Here is a 22,107-nt window from a genome sequence, read left to right as displayed (position 1 = left end):
GCTTGTCCACCGGTGTTGATCCGTGACTTCGGGTGTGGACAAGGGCCATACCGTACCCCGTAGGGCGTACCCGTGTCCCTTTCGAGACAGTAGGAGATCACCCCAGGGTTAACAATGCCTCGAACGCGCTGACCTGCGTGGACCAAGGGGTGAAACATCGGGTGGCGAACCAGGGGTCGGTCCTCTGCGCACGTCGTCCCGGGTAGCGCTTCAATGAACCCATGCACAGCGACGTGATAGCCACCGAACACGCGGCCCGGCTCGCGGCGGTGGATCCCCTGCTCCCCGGTTCCTCTCCCTTCGAAGCGGCCGAAAGCGCGGTGGTGCTGGAGGTCGCGACCGCCGGCTCGGCCGCTTCCGGCCTCGCCTCGCGCATCCAGGTCGACCAGGACGCGCCGAACGCGCCGTGGCGGGCGCTGACCGAGCACCGGCTCGACCTCCAGCTCGCCGGCCCGCAGCCGGCGGCTGCCCTCGACGCCCTCCTCACCCGATGGGATGAACATCTGCGCGCGGTCGCCGAGCGCGGCGACACCGAGACCGCGGCGATCGTGCCGCGCGCGAGCCGGGACGCCGCCGGCACGCGGGAAATGCTGCACCACGGGTTCGCCCCGCTGCGGGTGGTCGCGGTCCGCCCGGCGGACCGGATGATCCCGGCCGGCCCGCGCGGCACGCCCGGCGTCAAGATCCGCCGCGCCGAGCCCGGCGACCTCGAAACCGCCGTCGAGCTGGGCCTGGAGCTGCACACCTTCGACGCGCAGTACGGCACAGTCAACTTCCGCAAGGGCATCGAGGACATCATGGCCAAGGACCTGGCCGAGCAGCTGGCCCGGCCGGAGCCGCCGCTGTGGATCGCCGAGCTGTACGGCCGTCCGCTCGGCATGGTCAACGTCCAGCACCCCGGCGAGACCGGCTGGATCAGCGACCGCGTCAAAGCGTCCCGCGTCGGCTACCTCTCTTCGCTGGCCGTCGCGGAGACGGCGCGGTCGTCCGGTGTCGGTACCGCGCTGGCCACGCACGCCCACCACGTCCTGGACGAAGAAGGCGCCGACGTCGTCCTCCTGCACCACGCGGCGGCGAACCCGCTGTCGACGCCGTTTTGGTACGCGCAGGGCTACCGACCGCTGTGGACGTACTGGCAGCGCCGGCCGGCCGTTCGCTGAACGACCGGCGGCTTACCCCGGCCGGCCGGTCCTTATAGGCTGGTCCCGCGAGGAGCGAGGGGAGCCGGGAGTGAGCGACCAGCGGGATTCGGCGCCGAGAGCGCCCGAGGGCGTCGACACCGAGAAGCCGTCCGCGGCCCGGATCTACGACTGGTACCTGGGCGGCACCCAGAACTGGGCCGTGGACCGCGAGTTCGGCAGGCGCATGGAGCAGCAGTGGCCGCTGGTGCGCCCCGGCTCGAAGCAGAACCGCGAGTTCATGAACCGCGCGGTCCGGGCGGCCCTGCGCGCGGGGATCCGCCAGTTCATCGACCTCGGCTCCGGCGTCCCGACGGCGGGCAACGTGCACGAGGTCGTCGAGGCCGAGCTGCCCGACGAGCACGACGCGAAGGTGGTGTACGTCGACTACGAGCCGGTCGCGGTCGCGCACGCGACGCTGATCCTCGAAGAGGAGGCCGCGACCGACTGGGCCGGCATCGTCCAGGCGGACATGCGGGACGCGAAGGCCGTCCTGCGCGCCGAGGAGACGAAGCGGCTCATCGACTTTTCGCAGCCGGTCTGCCTGATGATGATGGCGGTGCTGCACTTCGTCGGCCCGGACGACGACCCCGAAGGCATCCTGGCGGCGTACCGCGACAAGCTCGCACCGGGCAGCTGGCTGGCGATTTCCCAGATGAGCGAGGGCGACGGCACAGGCCCGCACCTCGACGGGCTGCGCTGGTTCGTCGAGCAGTACCGCAAGACGAGCAACCCGGTGTGGCTGCGCGACCGCGACGAGATCGAGCCGCTGTTCGGCGACTGGCCGCTGCTCGAGCCGGGCATCGTGCACCTGCCGGACTGGCGGCCGGACCGGAAGCTGAACGCGCTGGAGGCGGAAGCGCGTCCGTTCGCTTGGTGCGGCATCGCGGCCCGACCAACCCCCTGACCTGCAGCCGCGCCGATCGTCCCGCCGCGGTACTCGCTGATCGACCGGGCCGAGCCGGCGTGGCCGCGTCCGGCGGTCGAGCTCTTGCCCTGAATTCGGCGACCAGCCGCTGCCGTCGCCGGAGATCAGGGCGTTGCCGGGTTGGCGGCCCGACCCCGCAGCACCGAGGCCCGCCCGCTCGCTTGGTGCGGCATCGCGGCCCGACCAACCCCCTGACCTGCACTTTCCCTGATCGCTGTGGGCGAACGCACCATCGGAAACAAACACACCCATCGGAGAGTTGAGCTAGGCAGACTCAACTAACCGAGGAGTGCACATGTCCGACACCCGCCTCCTGCCCGTGCTCCCGCTCGATGACGACGTCGTGCTGCCGGGCATGGTCGTCCCGCTCGACCTCACCGACACCGAGACGCGGGCCGCGGTGGAGTCCGCCCAGGCGAACACCCCGAGCCAGGCTTCCTTCCCCGGCATCCGGTCGACCGGCGCCACCAAGGCCGAGGTCCTCATCGTCCCGCGCGTCCACGGCGAGTACGCCGAGTTCGGCACCGTCGCCACGGTCGAGCGCATCGGCCGCGTGCCCGGTGGCAAGGCCGCCGTGCTGCTGCGCGGCACGTCCCGCGCGCTCGTCGGCCGGATCGCCGACGGCCCCGGCGCCGCCCGCTGGGTGCACGCCGAGGACGCCCCCGAAACCACGAACGACCGGACCGCGCCGCTCGCGGCCGAGTACAAGGCCGTCGTCATCTCGATCCTCCAGCAGCGCGGCGGCTGGCAGCTGATCGACGCCGTCCAGCAGGTCGAAGACGGCTCCGCGATCGCCGACCTGTCCGGCAACGCGCCGTACCTCGACACCGACCAGAAGCTCGAGCTGCTGACCACGCTCGACGTCAGCGCGCGCCTGGAGAAGGCGCTCGAGTGGAGCAAGGAGCACCTGGCCGAGCTCGAGGTCACCGACACCATCCGCAAGGACGTCGCCGAGGGCATGGAGAAGCAGCAGAAGGAGTTCCTGCTGCGCCGCCAGCTCGAGGCCATCCGCAAGGAGCTCGGCGAGCTCGACGGCACCGCGCAGGACGACGACTACCGCGCCCGCGTCGAGGCCGCCGAACTGCCCGACGCCGTCAAGAAGGCCGCGCTGGCCGAAGTGGACAAGCTGGACCGCACGTCCGAGCAGTCCCCCGAAGGCGGCTGGATCCGCACCTGGCTGGACACCGTCCTGGAGCTGCCCTGGAACGAGCGCACCGAGGACGTCTACGACATCGCGGCCGCGCGGGCGGTGCTCGACGCCGACCACGCCGGTCTCGACGACGTCAAGGAACGCATCATCGAGTACCTGGCCGTGCGCAAGCGCCGCGCGGAATCGGGGCTCGCCCCGGTCGGCGGACGGCGTTCCGGCGCGGTGCTCGCCCTCGCGGGCCCTCCCGGGGTCGGCAAGACGTCGCTGGGTGAGTCCGTCGCGAAGGCCATGGGCCGCAAGTTCGTCCGCGTCGCGCTCGGCGGCATCCGCGACGAGGCGGAGATCCGCGGGCACCGCCGCACGTACGTCGGCGCGCTGCCCGGCCGGATCGTCCGCGCCATCAAGGAAGCCGGCTCGATGAACCCGGTCGTGCTGCTCGACGAGATCGACAAGGTGGGCGCCGACTACCGCGGCGACCCGACCGCGGCGCTGCTCGAAGTGCTGGACCCGGAGCAGAACCACACGTTCCGCGACCACTACCTCGAGGTCGAGCTGGACCTGTCCGACGTCGTGTTCCTGGCGACGGCCAACGCGCTCGAGACCATCCCCGGCCCGCTGCTGGACCGCATGGAGCTCGTCACGCTGGACGGCTACACCGAGCACGAGAAGGTCACCATCGCCCGCGACCACCTGCTCCCCCGCGAGCTGGAGCGCGCCGGCCTGGGCACCGCCGACGTGGTGCTGACCGACGCCGCGTTCAGCCGGATCGCCACCGAGTACACCCGCGAGGCGGGCGTGCGCAACGCGAACCGGACCATCGCGAAGGCGCTGCGGAAGATCACGACCAAGGTCGCGCTGGACGAGGTTTCGCTGCCGCTGACGGTGGACGCGCCCGATCTGGACACCTACCTCGGCCGTCCGCGGCACATCCCGGAGTCGTCGCTGCCGGCCTCGACCCAGCGCACGGCGACCCCGGGCGTGGCGACCGGCCTGGCGGTGACCGGCGCCGGCGGTGACGTCCTCTACATCGAGGCGTCGCTGGCCGACGAGGAGTCCGGCGCGTCCGGGCTGCAGCTGACCGGCCAGCTCGGCGACGTGATGAAGGAGTCGGTGCAGATCGCGCTGTCCTACCTTCGTTCGCACGGCGCTGAGCTGGAGCTGCCGGTGGGCGACCTGAAGAAGCGCGGCATTCACGTCCACGTCCCGGCGGGCGCGGTCCCGAAGGACGGGCCGTCGGCGGGCGTCACGATGACGACGGCGCTGGCGTCGCTGCTCTCGGGCCGCGTGGTCCGCGCCGACGTGGCGATGACCGGTGAGGTGTCGCTGACCGGCCGGGTGCTCCCGATCGGCGGCGTCAAGCAGAAGCTGCTGGCCGCGCACCGGGCGGGGATGAAGACGGTGATCATCCCGCAGCGCAACGAGCCGGACCTCGACGACGTCCCGGCCGAGGTGCTGTCCCAGCTGGACGTCCACGCGGTGGCGAACGTCCGCGAGGTCCTCGACCTCGCACTGACCCCGGCGTCCGCGCCGGTTCCCCAGGCGGCGTAACCCCGAGCGCCGCCACCCGACGAACGGCCGGTTTCCCCTTCCCCCGGGGAAACCGGCCGTTCGCGTGTGGTCAGAGCCGCCGGGCGGCGATCAGGTACCCGGTGCCGAGCCGTCCCACGGCACCGCGGCCGACCGTCCTCTCCGGACGGTCAGGCGGACGCCGCACGAGGCGGTCGAGCGGCGGCACCAGCGCGGTCACGTCGTAGTACAGCGTGTCCTCGGGTTGCAGCCCGGCGCGCCACAGCTCGTGGCGCAACCGCCGCGGCGCGTAAGCCTTGATGCCGGTGCGGCGCGCCGGCCAGTACAGCCCCCATTCGACGAGCCGGTAGGGACTGCACGGGTTGAGCATGGTGACGACGGCGAGCCCGCCGGGCCGGACCACCCGCGCGATTTCGTGCAACGCCAGCCCGATGTCCACGTATTCGAGCACGCCCATGGCGAGCGCGATGTCGAAGGCGCCGTCCGCGAACGGCATTTCCCCGATGTCGCCGACGGCGAATTCCGCTTCTTTCCCGGCCCGTTCCCGGGCCGCGTCGACCATAGCGGCGGACCGGTCGCACCCGGTGACGGCGAAGTCCCCCGGCCGCCCGTCGAGCAGGTGCCGCACCATCATCCCCGGCCCGCACCCGACGTCGAGCAGCGCGCCACCGCACCGCCTTTCGAGCACCCGGTCCACGGCGTGCAGCCGGGACCGGTGGTACCGCGCGGTCGGCCCCGGCCCGGAGTAGCCGTCGGCGTAGTCGCCGACGAGCCGGGCATCGGCGTACTGGACCCGCACGAGCTGCTCGCGCGTCGGGCGTTCGAGCATCCCGGGTACCGGCATGTGCACCTCCATTGTCGACCCCTGCCCCCTGCGGTGGTCGGGCCGGTCACGGGCGCCGTTACCGATTCACGGAAGTATTTCGAAATGCGGGCGAAAGGGGGAACGAATCTTCACCCGTTGCGCGGCAGAATGCCCGCCGAATCGCGGGGACTCGGTATTATTCGGCAATTCGCACAATCGCGGCATAGCAGACGACCCCGTGACCGAGCGGTCACGGGGTCGTCGTCATGGGGTGGCGGGTGAGGGATTCGAACCCCCGTAGGCGTAAGCCAACTGGTTTACAGCCAGTCCCCTTTGGCCACTCGGGTAACCCGCCAAGGCCGGGCGAACCGGCCGGGGAGAAGCTTACCCAACGGGTCCGGACGGGGGTCAACCGGGATACCCGTGGCCCGGTGGGGGCTAGGCTGGGTGGCCCCTGACAAGCGAGTACGAGGTGTGAGGACACGTGGCGGATCCCTCTTTCGACGTCGTGAGCAAGGTCGACCGCCAGGAGGTGGACAACGCGCTCAACCAGGCGAGCAAGGAGCTCGGAACGCGGTTCGACTTCCGCGGCACGGGCACGACGATCAACTGGTCCGGCGAGGAGGCGATCGCGATCGAGTCCGAGACCGAGGAGCGCGCCCTGGCCGCGGTCGAGGTCTTCAAGGAGAAGCTGATCAAGCGCAGCATCTCCCTGAAGGCGTTCGAAGCGGACGAGCCGGCCCTCTCGGGCAAGATCTACAAGATCGGCGGCAAGATCCTCCAGGGCATCGCTTCGGACAAGGCGAAGCAGATCGCGAAGTTCATCCGCGACGAAGGCCCGAAGGGCGTCCAGGCCCAGATCCAGGGCGACCAGCTGCGGGTTTCGGGCAAGAAGAAGGACCAGCTGCAGGACGTGATCGCGTTGCTGAAGGGCAAGGACTTCGAGATCGCGCTGCAGTTCACGAACTACCGCTGACGTCACCGCGGGCACCCGGCGGCACCGGGTGCCCGCTCAGGACGGCGTCAGCGTCCAGCTCGCCTCGTACCCCGACACCTTCAGGTACCCCGGCCCCCGCACATCCCGCTCCACCTGCACGTCACCGATCTGGTTCAGCAGCAGGTCGCGGAAGTCCCCCGCGTTGATCCACAGCGCGATGTTCCCCCGCGTCTTGGCCGTGAACCGCACCTTCGACACCCCGGCCGGCAGGCGCAACACGGCCTCGCCCTTGCCCTTCGACTCCTGCCCCGCCACCGTCGACGGCAGGCTGCGGAAATCGGAGATCGTCGCCGTCCACGCGGCGTTCGCGTGCACCGTCACCCGCTTCGTCGGCCGGCCCTCGTACGTGTTCAGCCACGTCGTGCCCTTGTACGCGCCGATCGCGTTGACCAGGCCGTGCTCGCCGCCGTCCGAGTCGATGATCACGTTCGACGAGCACTTCGGGCAGTCGAACGTGAAGAAGCCCATCTGGTCGGCCGGCCAGCTGGTCTCGAACTCGCCGCTGCCCTTGCCCGTGTGCGTCTCCGTCGGCACTTCACGAGGCGCCGGGGGCGCGGTCGACGTCGGCATCTGCACGGAGCCGCCGGACGACGCCTCCTCGATCGTCCCGTAGCCGACACCGGGCGTGCACCCCGCCGCCAGGACCAGGACGAGCGCGCCGAACAGCCGTAGTTTCATCGTTCCCCCTCGGGGCCACCACCGGCCCCCCGTGATCTTTCGACGGCCCCCACCTCCGCGTTACCGTCACGGGCCGCGACTCGGTCACCCGATGGCGCACAGCAAACCCCCCGAACGCGCTAATGAGCCGTGTGACTGTCCACGGCGGACCCGATCAGCGTGTTGTAATCGCGCGATCACCGCGTGGAGAGGGTCCGGATGCGCCGCTTTCTCGTCTTCGTGCTGCCGCTGACGCTCATCGCGACGCTGCTCACCCCCGCGAGCGCCGCCGAGCGCCGTCAGCTCGTGCCCGGCTACGGCTCCTACGCCCGGCTCATCCGGCTCGACCACTCCGTCATCGGCCGCGGGCGCATCATCGCCACGCTGACCAGCGAAGACGCCGGCGGCAAGTTCACCCCGGTGCTGGAGAGCACCGACGAGGGCGAGTCCTTCCACGAGATCGGCGAGATCCACGACCCCGACGGCCGGTACGGCATGTGCTGCGGCACCGTCTACGAGCTGCCGCAACGCGTCGGCAAGCTCCGCGCCGGCACGCTGCTGTGGGCCGCGTCCTACCGGCAGGACGCCGGGCCGCAGCGCCGGGTCGGGATCCGGATCTGGGCCAGCAAGGACGGCGGCCGCGCGTGGAGCTTCCTGTCCGAAGCCGCGCGGTCGCACAACATCGACGGCATCTGGGAGCCCGAGTTCACCGTCGACGCCGGCGGCACGCTCTGGCTGCACTACGCCGACGAGACGCAGGCGCCGAAGTACGCGCAGGTGCTCAACCGGGTCGCCTCGACCGACGGCGTGACCTGGGGCACCAAGCAGCTCACCCTGGCGATCCCGCCGGACCGCGTCCGGCCCGGCATGCCGATCATCCGGCGGCTGCCCGACGGCCGCTTCTACTTCGCCTACGAGATCTGCAACTACCGCGACCGCTACTGCGACCCGTACTTCAAGATCTCGGCCGACGGCGCCAACTGGGGCAGCCCCACCGACCCGGGTACCCGGGTGAACACCGCCAACGGCAACTACTTCCAGCACGCGCAGACGATCACGCTGTTCCCCGGCGGCCCGAACGGCGTGCGGATCGTCATGGTCGGGCAGATCTACACCAACGCCAAGGGCCAGCCGCAGCCGAACAACGGCCAGGTCCTGCTGGCGAACGACGACTTCGGCAGCGGTCACTGGTACGAGCTGCCCGCTCCCGTGCACATCACCGGTATCTACAACAACTTCTGCCCCAACTACTCCTCGACGCTGCTGCCAGTCGACGACGGCCGGAACGTGCTGGAGGTCGCCACCGAGTACAACCTGGGCTGCAAGGCCTACTTCGGCAAAGGACCGGCCTTCTAGCGCTTCTCGATCGGCCGGTCCGGCCCAGCCCGTAGGGTGGGGACCCAGTCGTGGCCGAGGAGAGGGAGGCAGTTCATGAAGGGCATCGTGCTGGCCGGAGGCAGCGGGACCCGCCTGCACCCGATCACCCAGGCGGTGTCGAAGCAGCTGCTGCCGGTCTACGACAAGCCGATGGTCTACTACCCGATCTCGGTGCTGATGCTGGCCGGGATCCGCGAGATCCTGATCATCTCCACCCCCACCGACCTGCCGATGTTCCGCCGGCTGCTGGGCAGCGGCGACCAGTTCGGCGTCTCGTTCTCCTACGCCGAGCAGCCCAGCCCGAACGGGCTGGCCGAGGCGTTCGTGATCGGCGCGGACTTCATCGGCGGCGACGACGTGGCGCTCGTGCTCGGCGACAACATCTTCTACGGGCAGGGCTTCTCCAGCCGCCTGCAGCAGGCCGTGCGCGAGCTCGACGGCTGCGTCCTGTTCGGCTACCCGGTGAAGGACCCCGAGCGCTACGGCGTCGGCGAGGTCGGCCCGGACGGGAAACTGCGCACGATCGAAGAAAAGCCCGCGAAGCCGCGTTCGAACAAGGCGATCACCGGGCTGTACTTCTACGAAAACGACGTCGTCGACATCGCGCGCTCGCTGAAGCCGTCGAAGCGCGGCGAGCTGGAGATCACCGACGTCAACCTGACCTACCTGCGGCAGGACCGGGCGACGCTGGTCGAGCTCAGCCGCGGGTTCGCCTGGCTCGACACCGGCACGCACGACTCGCTGCTCGAAGCCGGCCAGTTCGTGCAGGTGCTGGAGCACCGGACCGGCGTGCGCATCGCGTGTCTGGAGGAGATCGCGCTGCGGATGGGCTTCATCGACGCCGACGAGTGCTACGCGCTGGGCGCGAAGCTCGCGAAGTCCGGCTACGGCGACTACGTGAAGGCGGTCGCCGTCGCGGCGGGGGCGTCGGCCTAGAGCCCGCCCGGTCCGCGACGGGCCATCTCCTCGAGCCGCCGGATCCGGTCGGCGATCGGCGGGTGGGTCGAAAACAGTTTGCTCAGGCCCTCGCCGGGGCGGAACGGGTTCGCGATCATCAAGTGCGACTGCGACACCAGCTGCGGCTCGGCCACCAGCGGCCGCGCCCGCGTGCCCGCGTCGAGCTTCCGCAACGCCGAGGCCAGGCCCAGCGGGTCGCCGGTGAGTTCCGCGCCGAACGCGTCGGCCTGGTACTCCCGCGACCGGCTGACGCCCATCCGGATGACGGCGGCCGCAATCGGGCCGACGAAGATCAGCATCAGGCTGACCAGCGGGCTGCCGTCGCGGTTGTTGCCGCCGAAGAACAGCGCGATGTTCGTGAGCACGCTTATCACGCTGGCCAGCGCGCCGGCGACGCACGAGATCAGGATGTCGCGGTTGTAGACGTGGGACAGCTCGTGCCCGAGCACGGCCCGCAGCTCACGCTCGTCGAGCAGGTCGAGGATGCCGGTGGTGCAGCAGACGGCCGCGTGGCGCGGGCTGCGGCCGGTCGCGAACGCGTTCGGCGCGACGGTCGGGCTCAGGTAGAGCTGCGGCATCGGCTGGCGGGCGACGTGCGCGAGCTCGCGCACGATCCGGTACATCGCCGGCTGCTCGACCTCGGACACCGGCCGCGCCCGCATCGCGCGCAACGCCATCTTGTCCGAGTTGAAGTAGGCGAACGCGTTCATCCCGAGCGCGACGAGCAGGCCGATGATCAGGGCGCCGCGGCCGAAGAGCCCGCTGATCGCGATGATGATCGCCGACAGCAGGCCGAGCAGCAACGCCGTCTTGAGTCCGTTCTGGTGCCCGTGCACGCGCTCGCCTCCGTCCGCTCTGGAAGTGGGTTACCCACTGGAAACAACGCGATCGGGGGACGCGAAGTTCCTTCAGGTGAGCATCGCGCGAGTTACGCTCGGGAGGCGAGTCGATCAAGAGCGGAGGCGCCGATGCGAGGTCGCCAGCTGGGCCGACGGACCCTGTTCGCCCTGGTCACCGCGGGTGCCGGGGCCCTGGTCCTGCCCGGGGCGGCGCGCGCGGAGGAGGTCCGGTCGATCGACGTCGGCGGGTCACCGGCCGGGGTGGCGGTGAATCCCGTCACGGGGCTCGCCTACGTCGCGGATCCCGAGGCCGGGGCCGTGTCCGTCGTCGACCCGGCGAGGGCCGCGGTGGTCGCGCAGGTCCACGTCGGCGGCGAGCCGGGTGACGTCGCCGTGGACGCCAAGGCCGGCCGGATCTACGTCGCGAACCCGCCGGCGGGCACCGTGGTGGTGCTCGACGCCCGCACGCACGACCTGGTGAGCGTGATCGGCGCGGGGACGGGCGCGTCCGCGCTGGCGGTGGACGAGCAGGCCGACCGCGTCTACGCAGCCAGCGGCGGCACCGGCTCGCTCGCGGTGCTCGACGGCGTCAGCTGCACGCTGGCGGCGCTGGTGCCGGGCCCGAAGCCGAGCCTCGCCGGCATCGCCGTCGACCCCGGCCGCAAGCTGGCCTACTGCGCCAGCACCGCGACGGACTCGGTCGAGGTGTTTTCCATCGACAGCGGGAAGTTCGTGGCGAGCGTGCCGGTCGGCGCGCGCCCGACGGCCGTCGCGGTGCACGCGGCGAGCGGCACGGTGTACGTCGCCAACTCCGGCATCCACCACATGTCCATTGTGGACGCCGCAACGCACACCGAGCGCAAGACCGTGTTGCTGCGCAGCGAATCCTCCGCGCTGGCCGTGCACCAGGGCACGAACACGGTGTACACCAACGGCGGCCAGAACGGCCTCAGCCGCGTCGACGGCGCGAGCGGCACACTGACCGGCGAGCTGTCGCTGGGCGTCAACCCCGGCGACGTCGCGGTCGACCAGCGCACGCGCGCGGTGTGGGTCACCGATCCCCTGAACGGGCGGGTTTCGGTCGTCCGCGATTTCTGAGCCGCCAGCTGGGGCAACTCCAGGTATACGGTCGGGAAGCATGAAACTCGGACTGCAGATCCCCGACTTCACCTGGCCGAACGGGGCGTCCGCGCTGGGCGCCGAACTGGCCGCCGTCGTCCGCACCGCCGACAACGCGGGCTTCGACTCCATCGCCGTGATGGACCACTTCTTCCAGATCGGCGGGGTCGGCCCCGTCGAAAACGACATGCTCGAGGCGTACACGACCCTCGGCTTCATCGCGGCGCACACCGAGCGCGCCAAGCTGCTGACCGTCGTCACCGGCGTCCTCTACCGCCACCCGGGCCTGCTGGCCAAGGCGATCACGACGCTCGACGTCCTGTCGGGCGGCCGCGCGATCCTCGGCATCGGCGCGGGCTGGAACGAGGACGAGTCCCGCGGCCTCGGCTTCCCCTTCCCGCCGGTCGCGGAGCGCTTCGAGCTGCTGGAGGAGAACCTCCAGTACGTGCTGCAGATGTGGGCGGACGGCGACGAGCCGTTCAAGAGCAAGCACTTCGACGCGACGAGGCTGCTGAACGTCCCGCAGGCCCTCTCCGACCCGCGCCCCCCGATCATGATCGGCGGCGGCGGCGAGAAGAAGACGCTGCGGCTGGTCGCGAAGTACGCCGACCAGTGCAACCTGTTCAACAGCCCGGAGCTGGAGCACAAGCTCGACGTCCTCAAGCAGCACTGCGAGAACGAGGGCCGCGACTACGACTCGATCACCAAGACCGTCTACCACATCCTCGACATCGGCGAGGACGGCTCGAAGTCCGGCGAGCTGCTGACCGAGCTGGAGCGCCTGCACGGGCTGGGCATCGACGTGGCCCTGGGCATGGTCCCGCACGTCCACGACCCGGCGGTGCTGGAGAAGTTCGGCACCGAGGTGATCCCGGCCGCGGAGAAAATCGGCTGAGCAATTCCCGCTCGGCAATTTGCCGGAGCCCTCTGCGCCATTCCGGCGCGGAGGGCTTCAGCCGTCTTTGGCGACGACCCGGGTCAGCGCCGCGACGCCGATGCCGACCACCGCCAGGACGATCCCGCTCACCGGCCACCCCACCAGCACGAGGACCACGCCGGCCACCGCGAACAGGGCGAACTCGACCAGGAAGCGGGCCGGCTCCGGGAGCCGTCGGCGGGCCCGCGGGGCAATGAACAGCCCCCAGATCGCCGCGGCCACCAGCGGCAGGAGGACCGCGTCGACGATCGCCAGCGCCACGCCGGTGCCGAGCTGGGTCCCGGCCAGGGCCAAGCCGCCCAGGAGGGCCAGCTCGGTGAGGAAGCGGACCGTCAGCACCACGCCCGCGACGCCGCTCAGGCGGGGCCCCGTCTCCGAAGTCATCCGGCCAGCCTATGACCGGTCCACAGTGGACGTTACGGGTCCGGACGGGTACCCTCGGTGATCTCCGCCACAGTTCGCCGCTCCAGGTTGCGGTTCCGAATCGGTCCACCAGGCCGCCACGCGTCGCTGTAACGACGGTCCGCCCCTGCTCGACGTGTTAAGCGCACATCGCGACCGCGAGCCAAGGAGCCTGGTAGATGACCACATGTCGACTCTGCGGTTCGACAAACACGGCCAGCGTGGTGGACCTCGGGGCCACTCCCCCGTGTGAGCGATTCTTGACCGCCGAACAGCTCGACGAGGCGGAAGCCACCTTCCCGCTCCACCTGAAGGTGTGCACCGACTGCTGGCTCGCCCAGATCCCGCCGCTGATCGACCCCGGCGACACCTTCACCGAGTACGCGTACTTCTCGTCGTTCTCGACGTCGTGGGTCGAGCACGCGAAGCGCTTCGTCGACAGCTCCGTCGAGCGACTCGGGCTCGGCGAGAAGTCCTTCGTCGTCGAGGTCGCGAGCAACGACGGCTACCTGCTCAAGCACGTCGTCGGGCACGGCATCCGGTGTCTGGGCGTGGAACCCTCGGTGAACGTCGGGCAAGCCGCGCGCGACGCCGGCGTGCCCACCCTGACCGCGTTCCTCTCCGAGGAAACCGGCCTGGCGGTGCGCGAGGAGCACGGACCCGCGGACCTCGTCGCCGCGAACAACGTCTACGCGCACATCCCCGACGTCCTCGGCTTCACGAAGGGCCTGCGGGCGCTGGTCGCCGACGACGGCTGGGTCTCCATCGAGGTCCAGCACCTGCTCACGCTGATCGAAAAGAACCAGTACGACACGATCTACCACGAGCACTTCCAGTACTACACGGTCGAATCCGCGCGCCGGGCACTCGCGACCGGCGGGCTGACCGTCGTCGATGTCGAACTGGTGCCGACGCACGGCGGGTCGATCCGGCTGTGGGCGCGGCCCACCGAGGCTTTGGGGGGGTTCCGGGTGGCGGAGCCCCCGGCCCGGGGCGGGGCCCCGGTTGTCACAGCCGTCGCGGGCGAGCCCAGCGAGCGGATGACCGACGTCCTGGAGCGCGAAAAGGCCGCCGGGCTGCACGAGCTGTCCGGGTACACCGAGTTCGCCGAGCGCGTCACCCGCGTGCGGCTGGACCTGCTGAAGTTCCTCATCGAGGCGCGCAACGACGGGAAGACCGTCGTCGGCTACGGCGCCCCGGGCAAGGGCAACACCCTGCTCAACCACTGCGGCGTCCGGACGGACCTGCTGCAGTACACGGTCGATCGCAACCCGTACAAGCACGGCCGGTTCACCCCGGGCACGCGCATCCCGGTGCTGCCGCCGGAGCGGATCGAAGCCGATCGGCCCGACTACGTGCTCGTCCTCCCGTGGAACCTCCGGGAGGAACTGACCGGACAGCTCTCCTACATCGGTGCGTGGGGCGGAAAGCTCGTGTTCCCGATTCCCCACCTGGAAATCGTCGAGGTGCAGTGAAGTGAAGGTCGTCCTCTTCTGCGGTGGCTACGGGATGCGGATGCGCAACGGCGCGGCCGACGACGTCCCCAAGCCGATGGCGATGGTCGGTCCGAGACCGCTCATCTGGCACGTGATGCGCTACTACGCGCACTTCGGCCACACCGAATTCATCCTGTGCCTCGGCTACGGCGCGGCGCACATCAAGAACTTCTTCCTGAACTACCAGGAAACCATTTCCAACGATTTCATCCTCCGCGACGGCAAGGCGGAGCTGCTCTCGACCGACATCGCCGACTGGACGATCACGTTCGTCCAGACCGGCATCGAGTCGCCGATCGGCGAGCGCCTGCGCCGCGTCCGCGACTACCTCGACGGCGACGAGATGTTCCTCGCGAACTACGCCGACGTCCTGTCCGACGTGCCGCTGCCGGACATGATCGAGCGCTTCAAGAACACCGACGCCGGCGCGTCGATGATGGTCGTGCCGCCGCAGTCGTCGTTCCACTGCGTGGAGATGGACGAGGGCGGCATGGTCGGCTCGATCACCGCGGTCAGCGAAATGCCGCTGTGGGAGAACGGCGGGTACTTCGTGCTGCGCCAGGAGGTCTTCGACCACATCCCGGAGAACGGCGACCTGGTCGCCGACGGCTGCGGCGAACTGGCCAAGCGCGGCCGGCTCCTGGCCTACCCGTACCGCGGGTTCTGGAAGCCGACCGACACGGTCAAGGAGCGCGCCGCGCTCGACGACGCCTACACGCACGGCAAGAAGCCCTGGGCGCTCTGGGAGCGGCCCGTCGCGAGCACCGCGTGATCGGGCTGCGGCCGGGACGGCTCGGCGGCGTCGTCGCGCTCGGCGCGCACTGCGACGACATCGCGATCGGCGCCGGCGGCACCCTGCTGACGCTGTGCTCGTCGCGGCCGGGGCTGAAGGTCGACGCGCTCGTCCTCTCCGGCGGCGGCACGCCCCGCGAGGACGAGGAGCGGGCCGCGCTGGCCGCGTTCTGCCCGGGCGCGCAGGTCGACGTCACGGTGCTCAAGCTGCCCGACGGGCGGTTCCCGGCGCACTGGGAAGAGGCCAAGAACGCGCTGGAGGAGCTGCGGCGGCGGACCGACCCGGACGTCATCCTGGCGCCGCGGACCGACGACGCCCACCAGGACCACCGCGGCCTCGCGAAGCTGGTGCCGACGGCGTTCCGCGACCACCTGGCGCTGGGCTACGAGATCGTCAAGTGGGACGGCGACCTCGGGGCGCCGTCGGTGTACCAGCCGCTCGACGACGACGTCGCCGAGGAGAAGGTCCGGCTGCTGCAGGAGCACTACGCGTCGCAGCGGCACCGGCCCTGGTACGACCGCGAGGCGTTCCTCGGGCTCGCCCGGATCCGCGGCATCGAAGCCGCCGCGAAGTACGCCGAAGCGTTTTTCGTCAAGAAACTCACTCTCGACCTGAAGGGCTGAATCCGATGCGGGTGTTGCTGACGGGGCACAAGGGCTACCTGGGGACGGTGATGGCCCCGGTGCTCGCCGCCGCCGGCCACGAGGTCGTCGGCCTCGACTCCGGGCTCTTCGAGTCCTGCCTGCTCGGTCCGGTCCCGGCCGACCCGGCCGGGGTGGCCGTCGACCTGCGCGACGTCACCATTTCGCACGTCGAAGGCTTCGACGCGGTGATCCACCTGGCCGCGCTGTCGAACGACCCGCTCGGCTCGCTCGCGCCGGAGCTGACCTACGACATCAACCACCACGCGTCGGTGAAGCTCGCGAAGCTGGCGAAGGAGGCCGGCGTCGGGCGGTACCTCTACGCGTCGACCTGCTCGGTCTACGGCGCCGGCGGCGACAAGCTGGTCAACGAGGACGCCCCGCTGAAGCCGGTGACGCCCTACGCCGAGTCGAAGGTGCGCGTCGAGGCCGACGTCCACGAGCTCGCCGACGACGACTTCACCCCGGTCTACATGCGCAACGCGACCGCGTTCGGCTACTCGCCCCGGCTGCGCGGCGACATCGTGCTGAACAACCTGACCGCGCACGCGCACCTGTCCGGCGAGGTGCTGGTGCTCTCCGACGGCACGCCGTGGCGTCCGCTGGTGCACGCCCAGGACATCGCGCGCGCGTTCACGGCGGCCCTGACGGCGCCCAAGGAAGCCGTGCACAACAAGGCGTTCAACATCGGCACCGAGGACAACAACGTCACCGTCGCCGAGATCGCCCAGGAGGTCGTCGAGGCCGTGCCGGGCTCGACCCTGAACATCACCGGCGAGGCCGGCGCCGACCCGCGCTCCTACCGCGTCGACTTCTCGCGCTTCCGCGCCGCCATCCCGGGCTTCGCCTGCGAATGGTCGGTCAAGGACGGCGCCGTCGAGCTGATCGAGGCGTACCGCAAGTTCGGGCTGACGCGGGAGTCGTTCCAGCAGCTGTTCACCCGGCTCGCCTGGCTGAAGAGCGAAGGCGAAGCCGGCCGCATCGACGACACCATGCGGCGGCGCTAGTGGCGGGCCCGCAGCTGCGGACGGGGGCGGAGCTGCACGCCCTGGTCGAGCGGCTGTACCCGCTCTGCCGCAGCATCACCGGCGACGGTGTGCGGCAGACCCTGGACATCATCGGCGAGCACATCCCGCTGGAGCGGCACGAGGTCCCGACCGGCACGGCGGTGCTGGACTGGACCATCCCGCAGGAGTGGAACATCCGCGACGCCTACGTCGCTGCTCCCTCCGGTGAGCGCGTGATCGACTTCCGGGAGTCGAACCTGCACGTCGTCGGGTACAGCGTCCCGGTGCGGCAGCGGATGCCGCTCAGCGAGCTGCGGGAACACCTGCACACGCTGCCGGACCAGCCGTCGTGGGTGCCCTACCGGACCAGCTACTACGCCCCGGCCTGGGGTTTCTGCCTCGCGCAGGAGAAGCTCGACGCGCTGCCCGACGGCGACTACGACGTCGTCATCGACTCGACCCTCGCCGACGGCTCGCTGACCTACGGCGAGCACGTCGTGCCGGGGCGCGTCACCGACGAGGTCATCGTGTCCTGCCACGTCTGCCACCCGTCGCTGGCGAACGACAACCTGGCCGGCATCGCGGTGGCGATCTCGCTGGCTCAGCAGCTGGCTTCGGAGCAGCCGCACTACACCTACCGCTTCCTGTTCATGCCGGGCACGATCGGCTCGATCACGTGGCTCGCGCGCAACGCCTCGCGCATCGAGAAGGTCAAGCACGGCCTGGTGCTGGCGTGCGCGGGCGACCCGGGACCGCTGACATACAAGAAGTCCCGCCGCGACGACGCTGAGATCGACCGCGTCCTGCAGCACGTCCTGCGCTCGCGCGAACACCGTGTCGTCGACTTCTCGCCGTACGGCTACGACGAGCGCCAGTTCTGCTCGCCGGGCTTCAACCTCGGCGTCGGGTCCCTGACCCGCACGCCGTACGCGGGTTACCCCGAGTACCACACCTCCGCCGACAACCCGAGCTTCGTTTCCCCGGCGGCCATGGAGGACACGCTCGGCGCTTTGAAGGACGCCTTCGGCGTCCTGGACCGCAACCGCCGGTACGTCAACCTCAGCCCGTACGGCGAGCCCCAGCTCGGCAAGCGCGGGCTGTACGACTCGCTCGGCGGCCGCAGCGACGCCAAGCAGGCCCAGATGGCGATGCTGTGGGTGCTCAACCTCTCCGACGGCGAGCACAGCCTCCTGGACATCGCCGAACGCGCCGGGCTGCCCTTCGACATCGTCGACGTCGCCGCCCGCGCCCTGCACGACGCCGGTCTGGTCAAGGAGTGAGCGACGTGGCCAACCATCGCCGTGCACCGCGCTCGATCTTTCGGTCGGGCGCGGTGCGCGCGATGGCCGGACGGTTGAGCTGGGGGCTCGGCGACCAGGCGGTGTCCAGCCTGACCAACTTCGCCGTCGGCCTGTACGTGGCCCGCGAGCTCGGCACGTTCGCGTTCGGCATCTTCAGCCTCGCCTGGGTGACCTACGGCGTGGTGCTGAACGTGTCGCGCGGCCTCGCCACCGACCCGCTGATGGTGCGGTTCAGCGCGGTGCCCGAGGACCGCTGGCGCCTGGGGGTCGCCAGCGCGTCGGGCACGGCCATCGGCGTCGGCTGCGTGACGGGCGTGATCAGCCTGCTCGCCGGCCTGGCCGCGGGCGGCCCGCTCGGCAACGCCTTCGTCGCGCTCGCCGCCGTCCTGCCGGGCCTGCTGCTGCAGGACGCCTGGCGCTTCGCGTTCTTCGCCCGCGGGCAGGGCAAGAAGGCGTTCCTCAACGACGTCGTGTGCGGCGTCGCGCTGCTCCCGGCGCTGTTCATCGCCGGACGGGTCGGCACGGTCGTCGCGTTCGTCCTGGCCTGGGGCATCGCGGCCGCGATCGCCGCGGTCTACGGCTGGTTCCAGACCGGGATCCTCCCGCACCCGCGGGAGCTCGCCGGCTGGCTCCGGTCGCAGCGCGACCTGAGCGTGCGGTACCTGGTCGAGAACGTCAGCAACAGCGGCGCGTCCCAGCTGCGCGCGTACGGCCTCGGCGCCATCGCCGGCATCACCGCCGTCGGCGCGGTCCGCGGCGCCGAGCAGCTCCTCGGCCCGTTCCTGGCCCTGCTCATGGGGCTTTCCCTGGTCACCGTCGCCGAGGGTGCGCGGGTGCTTCAGCGGGCGCCGCACCGGCTGAAGCACTTCTGCGTCATCCTCGGCGGCGGGCAGGCCGCCGCCGCCCTGTGCTGGGGCCTCGGCCTGCTGCTCCTGCTGCCCGACAGCGCCGGCCGCTGGGTCATGGGCTCGGTGTGGGACTCGTCGTCCCCGCTGATTCTCCCGGTCACCCTGGCCGTGGTCGGCGCGAGCTTCGCCACCGGCGCGGCCGCCGGACTCCGCGCGCTGGGCGCGGCCAAGCGGAGCCTGCGTTCGCAACTGATCGCCTCCCTGTTCTACGTCACGTTCGGCATCACCGGCGCCTTCCTCGACGGCGCGGCCGGATCCGCGTGGGGCGTCGCCACCGCGACCCTCACCGGCTCCGTCGTCTGGTGGCTGCAGCTGCGCCTCGGGCTGCGCGACTACGTCCCGCCGGGCGCCGACGAGCCCACCGTCGTCTTCGAGCCGATCAAAGAGCCCATCAAGGAATGAGGACTCCATGACCACCGTCCCGCGGCTGAGCCTCGGCCTCCCGGTGTACAACGGCGAGGAGTACCTCGCCGAGTCACTGGACGCCCTGCTCGGCCAGACCTACGAAGACTTCGAGCTGGTCATCTCGGACAACGCCTCCACGGACGGCACGGACGAGATCTGCCGCCGCTACGCCGACAAGGACTCGCGCATCCGCTACGTCCGCCAGCCGAAGAACATCGGCGCGACGCCGAACCACAACTTCGTGTTCGACGTCTCCCGCACCGAGCTCTTCAAGTGGGTCTCGCACGACGACCTGTACGCCCGCGACCTGCTCAAGCGGTGCGTCGACGCCCTCGACGAGCGCCCGGACGTCATCCTCGCCCACTGCGACCAGGCCATCATCGACGGCGACGGCCGCATCGTCCAGCCGCTGCAGTACACGTTGGACACCGGCTCCCGGCACGCGCCAGACCGCTTCCGCAGCATCCTGTTCGAGCCCGGCGGCGACGACTTCTACGGCGTCATCCGCGCCGACGTCCTCCGCCGCGTCAAGCCGCTCGACAGCTACCACCACGCCGACCGGACGTACTCGGCCGAGATGGCCCTGCACGGCCCGTTCTACCAGGTGCCCGAGCTGCTCTACTTCCGCCGCGACCACCCGGGCCGCGCGGAACGGGCCAACCCGACCATCCGGAGCCGGTGCGCGAATCTGGACCCGCGGCGCGCGAACCGGCTCCGGAATCCCACCGTCCGCCTGCTCGGCGAGTACGTGTACGGGTTCGCGGACCTGATCCGCCGCGCGCCGATCTCGGCCGCCGACAAGCGCGAGTGCTTCGGGCACCTCGGCGCCTGGCTGACGAACCGCGCGCGCTCCGGCCACGGCGAGCGCGTCGAGGACCGCGCCCCGACCGCCTCCGACGTCACCACGGTCAACGAGATCGTGGCCGGCCGCGAAGGCAGGCTCGCGTGAAGCGTGCTCCGCGCGTCGGCGTCTTCGGCCTGCTCGGCTCGGGGAACCTCGGCAACGACGGTTCCCTCGAAGCCGTGCTCGGCTACCTGCGCACCGAGCACCCGGACGCCGTCCTGACCGGCCTGGTGGGCGGCCCGGACATCGTCCGCGAGCGGTACGGCGTCGACACCACGCCCCTGCACTGGAACCAGGCCGAGTACGAGACGGCGTCCGGCCTCCGGTCGATCGTCCTCAAGGGACTCGGCAAGCTGGTCGACATCGGCCGTACGGCCGCCTGGGTCCGCCGGCAGGACGTCGTCATCGTGCCCGGCATGGGCGTCCTCGAAGCGACACTCCCGCTGCGTCCGTGGGGTTTCCCGTATTCGCTCTTCCTCCTTTCCGCCACCGGGCGGCTCTTCGGCACCAAGATCGCGCTGGTCAGCGTCGGCGCGAACCACATCAGCGCGCGGGCCACCCGGACGCTCGTCCGCTGGGCCGGCCGCCTGGCCGCCTACCGCTCCTACCGCGACGACATCTCCCGTGACGCCATGCGCGCCATGGGCGTCGACACCAGCCACGACGAGGTCTACCCCGACCTCGCGTTCTCCCTCCCCACTCCGGCCGCCGACGGAGTGCCGGGCACCGTCGGCGTCGGCGTGATGGCCTACTACGGCGGCAACGACGACCGCGCCGACGGCGACCGCATCTACCGCCACTACGTCGACACGATGAACCGTTTCGTCGGCTGGCTCGTTGACCAGGGCAGACCCGTCCGGCTGTTCATCGGTGACCAGATCGACCGGCAGGTCGTCGACGAGATCATCGAGAAGACCGCTTCCCCGCTGGTGACGGCGGCCTCGGCGGAGACCCTGGACGAGCTGATGCACGAGATGGCGGCGGTGGACAGCGTGGTGGCCACGCGCTACCACAACGTGCTCTGCGCCCTGAAAGTCGCGAAGCCGACCGTTGCGATCGGGTACGCGCCGAAGAACGACGTGCTCATGGCGGAGATGGGCCTCGACGACTTCACCCAGCGGGCGAAGGCCGTCGACTTCGACCGGCTCGTCGAGCAGTTCACCGAACTCGAAAACCGGGCGCCGGAACTGCACCAGATCCTGGCCGAACGCAACGACAACAACGCCCAGCGACTCAAGGACCAGTTCGCCGCCCTTTCGGCGGCCCTCTTCGGGGGTGCGCGATGAAGGCCATTCCGGTGCCCGAGATCGAGGGCGTGTACCTGTTCGAACCGACCCCGCACGCGGACGAGCGCGGCTTCTTCAGCCGGACGTTCGACCGCGAAGTCGTCGCGTCGGTCGGCATCGACCCGGACGGCTTCGCCCAGGACAGCCTTTCCCGCTCCCGCAAGGGAGTCGTCCGCGGGATGCACCTGCGCGGCGGAGCCGGCGAGGCGAAGCTGGTGCGGTGCTCGCACGGCGCGATCTTCGACGTCGTGGTGGATCTCCGACCGGATTCACCCACATTTCGCAATGTCAAAACGTTCGAACTTTCCGGTGAGACGCAGGTTTCGGTGTACATCCCGGCGGGCTGCGCCCACGGATTCCAGTCACTCACCGAAGTCTCCGATGTGTCGTATCGTATCGATCGGCCCCACGACCCGTCCGAAGACATCACAATTTCGTACAAAGACCCAGAATTGGACATTTCGTGGCCACTGTCGGTCACAATGGTCAGTGACCGGGATGAGCGCGCGCCGTCTCTCGGAGAGGCGTTGAAACCAACGAGGTGACCCCCATG

The 22,107-nt window shown here is 70.3% G+C and carries 21 protein-coding genes and 1 tRNA gene; 17 read left to right on the top strand and 5 right to left on the bottom strand.

Features of this window, described 5'->3' with window-relative positions; genetic code table 11:
• The first annotated feature begins 221 nt into the window (after positions 1 to 221).
• From ACLJQM_RS02225 to lon, 3 genes are all read left to right on the top strand, one after another.
• Positions 222 to 1,160, top strand: coding sequence for a GNAT family N-acetyltransferase (locus ACLJQM_RS02225; protein ID WP_247015176.1), 939 nt, complete (start codon positions 222 to 224; stop codon positions 1,158 to 1,160).
• A 70-nt stretch (positions 1,161 to 1,230) separates the two neighbouring features.
• The gene (locus tag ACLJQM_RS02220) at positions 1,231 to 2,085 is read left to right on the top strand and encodes an SAM-dependent methyltransferase (RefSeq protein WP_360768129.1); all 855 of its coding nucleotides are present in this window, start codon (positions 1,231 to 1,233) and stop codon (positions 2,083 to 2,085) included.
• Between the two features lie 316 nt (positions 2,086 to 2,401).
• On the top strand, positions 2,402 to 4,804 hold the full coding sequence (lon, locus tag ACLJQM_RS02215) for an endopeptidase La (protein WP_410629985.1): 2,403 nt from the start codon (positions 2,402 to 2,404) through the stop codon (positions 4,802 to 4,804).
• A 70-nt stretch (positions 4,805 to 4,874) separates the two neighbouring features.
• Here lon and ACLJQM_RS02210 read toward each other — a convergent pair whose 3' ends face one another.
• Together ACLJQM_RS02210 and ACLJQM_RS02205 are read right to left on the bottom strand one after the other, a co-directional pair.
• Positions 4,875 to 5,627, bottom strand: coding sequence for a class I SAM-dependent methyltransferase (locus ACLJQM_RS02210; RefSeq protein WP_410629983.1), 753 nt, complete (start codon positions 5,625 to 5,627; stop codon positions 4,875 to 4,877).
• A gap of 233 nt (positions 5,628 to 5,860) precedes the next feature.
• Positions 5,861 to 5,943 (bottom strand) — tRNA-Tyr (locus tag ACLJQM_RS02205).
• 129 nt (positions 5,944 to 6,072) lie between these two features.
• On the opposite strand from ACLJQM_RS02205, the gene ACLJQM_RS02200 reads away from it, so the two are divergent.
• Positions 6,073 to 6,564 (top strand): YajQ family cyclic di-GMP-binding protein, encoded by a 492-nt coding sequence (locus ACLJQM_RS02200; protein WP_247015184.1) that lies wholly within the window; start codon positions 6,073 to 6,075, stop codon positions 6,562 to 6,564.
• A 36-nt stretch (positions 6,565 to 6,600) separates the two neighbouring features.
• Here the strand turns inward: ACLJQM_RS02200 and ACLJQM_RS02195 are convergent, their stop codons facing one another.
• Positions 6,601 to 7,263 carry a hypothetical protein gene (locus ACLJQM_RS02195; RefSeq protein ID WP_410629981.1) on the bottom strand — a complete coding sequence of 221 codons (663 nt, stop codon included), beginning with the start codon at positions 7,261 to 7,263 and terminating at the stop codon, positions 6,601 to 6,603.
• A 198-nt stretch (positions 7,264 to 7,461) separates the two neighbouring features.
• On the opposite strand from ACLJQM_RS02195, the gene ACLJQM_RS02190 reads away from it, so the two are divergent.
• Complete coding sequence (locus tag ACLJQM_RS02190; protein WP_247015188.1) at positions 7,462 to 8,598, top strand: sialidase family protein; 1,137 nt, start codon at positions 7,462 to 7,464, stop codon at positions 8,596 to 8,598.
• A gap of 75 nt (positions 8,599 to 8,673) precedes the next feature.
• Positions 8,674 to 9,555, top strand: coding sequence for a glucose-1-phosphate thymidylyltransferase RfbA (gene rfbA, locus ACLJQM_RS02185; protein WP_247015191.1), 882 nt, complete (start codon positions 8,674 to 8,676; stop codon positions 9,553 to 9,555).
• Here rfbA and htpX read toward each other — a convergent pair.
• Positions 9,552 to 10,412, bottom strand: a complete 861-nt coding sequence (gene htpX / locus ACLJQM_RS02180; protein WP_410629978.1) for a zinc metalloprotease HtpX — start codon at positions 10,410 to 10,412, stop codon at positions 9,552 to 9,554. The two genes, rfbA and htpX, sit on opposite strands and share 4 nt — an antisense overlap.
• 132 nt (positions 10,413 to 10,544) lie before the next feature.
• Between htpX and ACLJQM_RS02175 the strand changes: the two genes are divergently transcribed.
• Positions 10,545 to 11,513: a YncE family protein gene (locus ACLJQM_RS02175; RefSeq protein WP_360768113.1), complete on the top strand. Its 969-nt coding sequence runs from the start codon at positions 10,545 to 10,547 to the stop codon at positions 11,511 to 11,513.
• A 40-nt stretch (positions 11,514 to 11,553) separates the two neighbouring features.
• Entirely contained in the window at positions 11,554 to 12,429 is an 876-nt protein-coding gene (locus tag ACLJQM_RS02170) for an LLM class F420-dependent oxidoreductase (protein WP_247015197.1), read from the top strand.
• Between the two features lie 57 nt (positions 12,430 to 12,486).
• On the opposite strand, the gene ACLJQM_RS02165 is transcribed toward ACLJQM_RS02170, so the two are convergent.
• A complete protein-coding gene (locus ACLJQM_RS02165; RefSeq protein ID WP_360768110.1) occupies positions 12,487 to 12,855 on the bottom strand; it encodes a YrdB family protein in 369 nt (122 codons plus the stop codon).
• Between the two features lie 197 nt (positions 12,856 to 13,052).
• Between ACLJQM_RS02165 and ACLJQM_RS02160 the strand changes: the two genes are divergently transcribed.
• From ACLJQM_RS02160 to ACLJQM_RS02120, 9 genes are read left to right on the top strand one after another with little or no spacing between them, the layout of a single operon-like run.
• The gene (locus tag ACLJQM_RS02160) at positions 13,053 to 14,348 is read left to right on the top strand and encodes a class I SAM-dependent methyltransferase (protein WP_410629975.1); all 1,296 of its coding nucleotides are present in this window, start codon (positions 13,053 to 13,055) and stop codon (positions 14,346 to 14,348) included.
• Between the two features lies 1 nt (position 14,349).
• A complete protein-coding gene (locus ACLJQM_RS02155; RefSeq protein ID WP_247015203.1) occupies positions 14,350 to 15,141 on the top strand; it encodes a glucose-1-phosphate cytidylyltransferase in 792 nt (263 codons plus the stop codon).
• Positions 15,138 to 15,785: a PIG-L deacetylase family protein gene (locus ACLJQM_RS02150; RefSeq protein ID WP_247015205.1), complete on the top strand. Its 648-nt coding sequence runs from the start codon at positions 15,138 to 15,140 to the stop codon at positions 15,783 to 15,785. The genes ACLJQM_RS02155 and ACLJQM_RS02150 overlap by 4 nt, the downstream gene beginning before the upstream one ends.
• 5 nt (positions 15,786 to 15,790) lie before the next feature.
• Positions 15,791 to 16,810, top strand: coding sequence for an NAD-dependent epimerase/dehydratase family protein (locus ACLJQM_RS02145; protein WP_360768103.1), 1,020 nt, complete (start codon positions 15,791 to 15,793; stop codon positions 16,808 to 16,810).
• Complete coding sequence (locus tag ACLJQM_RS02140; RefSeq protein ID WP_360768101.1) at positions 16,810 to 18,090, top strand: DUF4910 domain-containing protein; 1,281 nt, start codon at positions 16,810 to 16,812, stop codon at positions 18,088 to 18,090. The genes ACLJQM_RS02145 and ACLJQM_RS02140 overlap by 1 nt, the downstream gene beginning before the upstream one ends.
• A 5-nt stretch (positions 18,091 to 18,095) precedes the next feature.
• Entirely contained in the window at positions 18,096 to 19,421 is a 1,326-nt protein-coding gene (locus tag ACLJQM_RS02135) for a hypothetical protein (protein WP_360768098.1), read from the top strand.
• A 7-nt stretch (positions 19,422 to 19,428) separates the two neighbouring features.
• Positions 19,429 to 20,373, top strand: a complete 945-nt coding sequence (locus ACLJQM_RS02130; protein ID WP_247015213.1) for a glycosyltransferase family 2 protein — start codon at positions 19,429 to 19,431, stop codon at positions 20,371 to 20,373.
• Positions 20,370 to 21,554, top strand: coding sequence for a polysaccharide pyruvyl transferase family protein (locus tag ACLJQM_RS02125; protein ID WP_410629971.1), 1,185 nt, complete (start codon positions 20,370 to 20,372; stop codon positions 21,552 to 21,554). Before ACLJQM_RS02130 ends, ACLJQM_RS02125 begins: the two co-directional genes overlap by 4 nt.
• The gene (locus tag ACLJQM_RS02120; protein WP_247015216.1) at positions 21,551 to 22,099 is read left to right on the top strand and encodes a dTDP-4-dehydrorhamnose 3,5-epimerase family protein; all 549 of its coding nucleotides are present in this window, start codon (positions 21,551 to 21,553) and stop codon (positions 22,097 to 22,099) included. Before ACLJQM_RS02125 ends, ACLJQM_RS02120 begins: the two co-directional genes overlap by 4 nt.
• Positions 22,100 to 22,107: the final 8 nt, after the last annotated feature.

This window comes from Amycolatopsis sp. cmx-4-83, assembly GCF_046548815.1.
Taxonomy (GTDB): Bacteria; Actinomycetota; Actinomycetes; order Mycobacteriales; family Pseudonocardiaceae; genus Amycolatopsis; species Amycolatopsis pretoriensis_A.
The sequence above is the reverse complement of the archived record's forward strand: the minus strand, read 5'-3'. Positions and strand labels throughout refer to the sequence as shown.

What these genes read in the sequence shown, in the direction of transcription:
- ACLJQM_RS02175 (WP_360768113.1), top strand. Translation starts at nt 10,545, where the DNA reads ATGCGAGGTCGCCAGCTGGGCCGACGGACCCTGTTCGCCCTGGTCACC.
- ACLJQM_RS02195 (WP_410629981.1), bottom strand. Translation starts at nt 7,263, where the DNA reads ATGAAACTACGGCTGTTCGGCGCGCTCGTCCTGGTCCTGGCGGCGGGG.
- ACLJQM_RS02160 (WP_410629975.1), top strand. Translation starts at nt 13,053, where the DNA reads ATGACCACATGTCGACTCTGCGGTTCGACAAACACGGCCAGCGTGGTG.
- lon (WP_410629985.1), top strand. Translation starts at nt 2,402, where the DNA reads ATGTCCGACACCCGCCTCCTGCCCGTGCTCCCGCTCGATGACGACGTC.
- ACLJQM_RS02120 (WP_247015216.1), top strand. Translation starts at nt 21,551, where the DNA reads ATGAAGGCCATTCCGGTGCCCGAGATCGAGGGCGTGTACCTGTTCGAA.
- rfbA (WP_247015191.1), top strand. Translation starts at nt 8,674, where the DNA reads ATGAAGGGCATCGTGCTGGCCGGAGGCAGCGGGACCCGCCTGCACCCG.
- ACLJQM_RS02130 (WP_247015213.1), top strand. Translation starts at nt 19,429, where the DNA reads ATGACCACCGTCCCGCGGCTGAGCCTCGGCCTCCCGGTGTACAACGGC.
- ACLJQM_RS02190 (WP_247015188.1), top strand. Translation starts at nt 7,462, where the DNA reads ATGCGCCGCTTTCTCGTCTTCGTGCTGCCGCTGACGCTCATCGCGACG.
- ACLJQM_RS02210 (WP_410629983.1), bottom strand. Translation starts at nt 5,627, where the DNA reads ATGCCGGTACCCGGGATGCTCGAACGCCCGACGCGCGAGCAGCTCGTG.
- ACLJQM_RS02225 (WP_247015176.1), top strand. Translation starts at nt 222, where the DNA reads ATGCACAGCGACGTGATAGCCACCGAACACGCGGCCCGGCTCGCGGCG.
- ACLJQM_RS02170 (WP_247015197.1), top strand. Translation starts at nt 11,554, where the DNA reads ATGAAACTCGGACTGCAGATCCCCGACTTCACCTGGCCGAACGGGGCG.
- ACLJQM_RS02165 (WP_360768110.1), bottom strand. Translation starts at nt 12,855, where the DNA reads ATGACTTCGGAGACGGGGCCCCGCCTGAGCGGCGTCGCGGGCGTGGTG.
- ACLJQM_RS02145 (WP_360768103.1), top strand. Translation starts at nt 15,791, where the DNA reads ATGCGGGTGTTGCTGACGGGGCACAAGGGCTACCTGGGGACGGTGATG.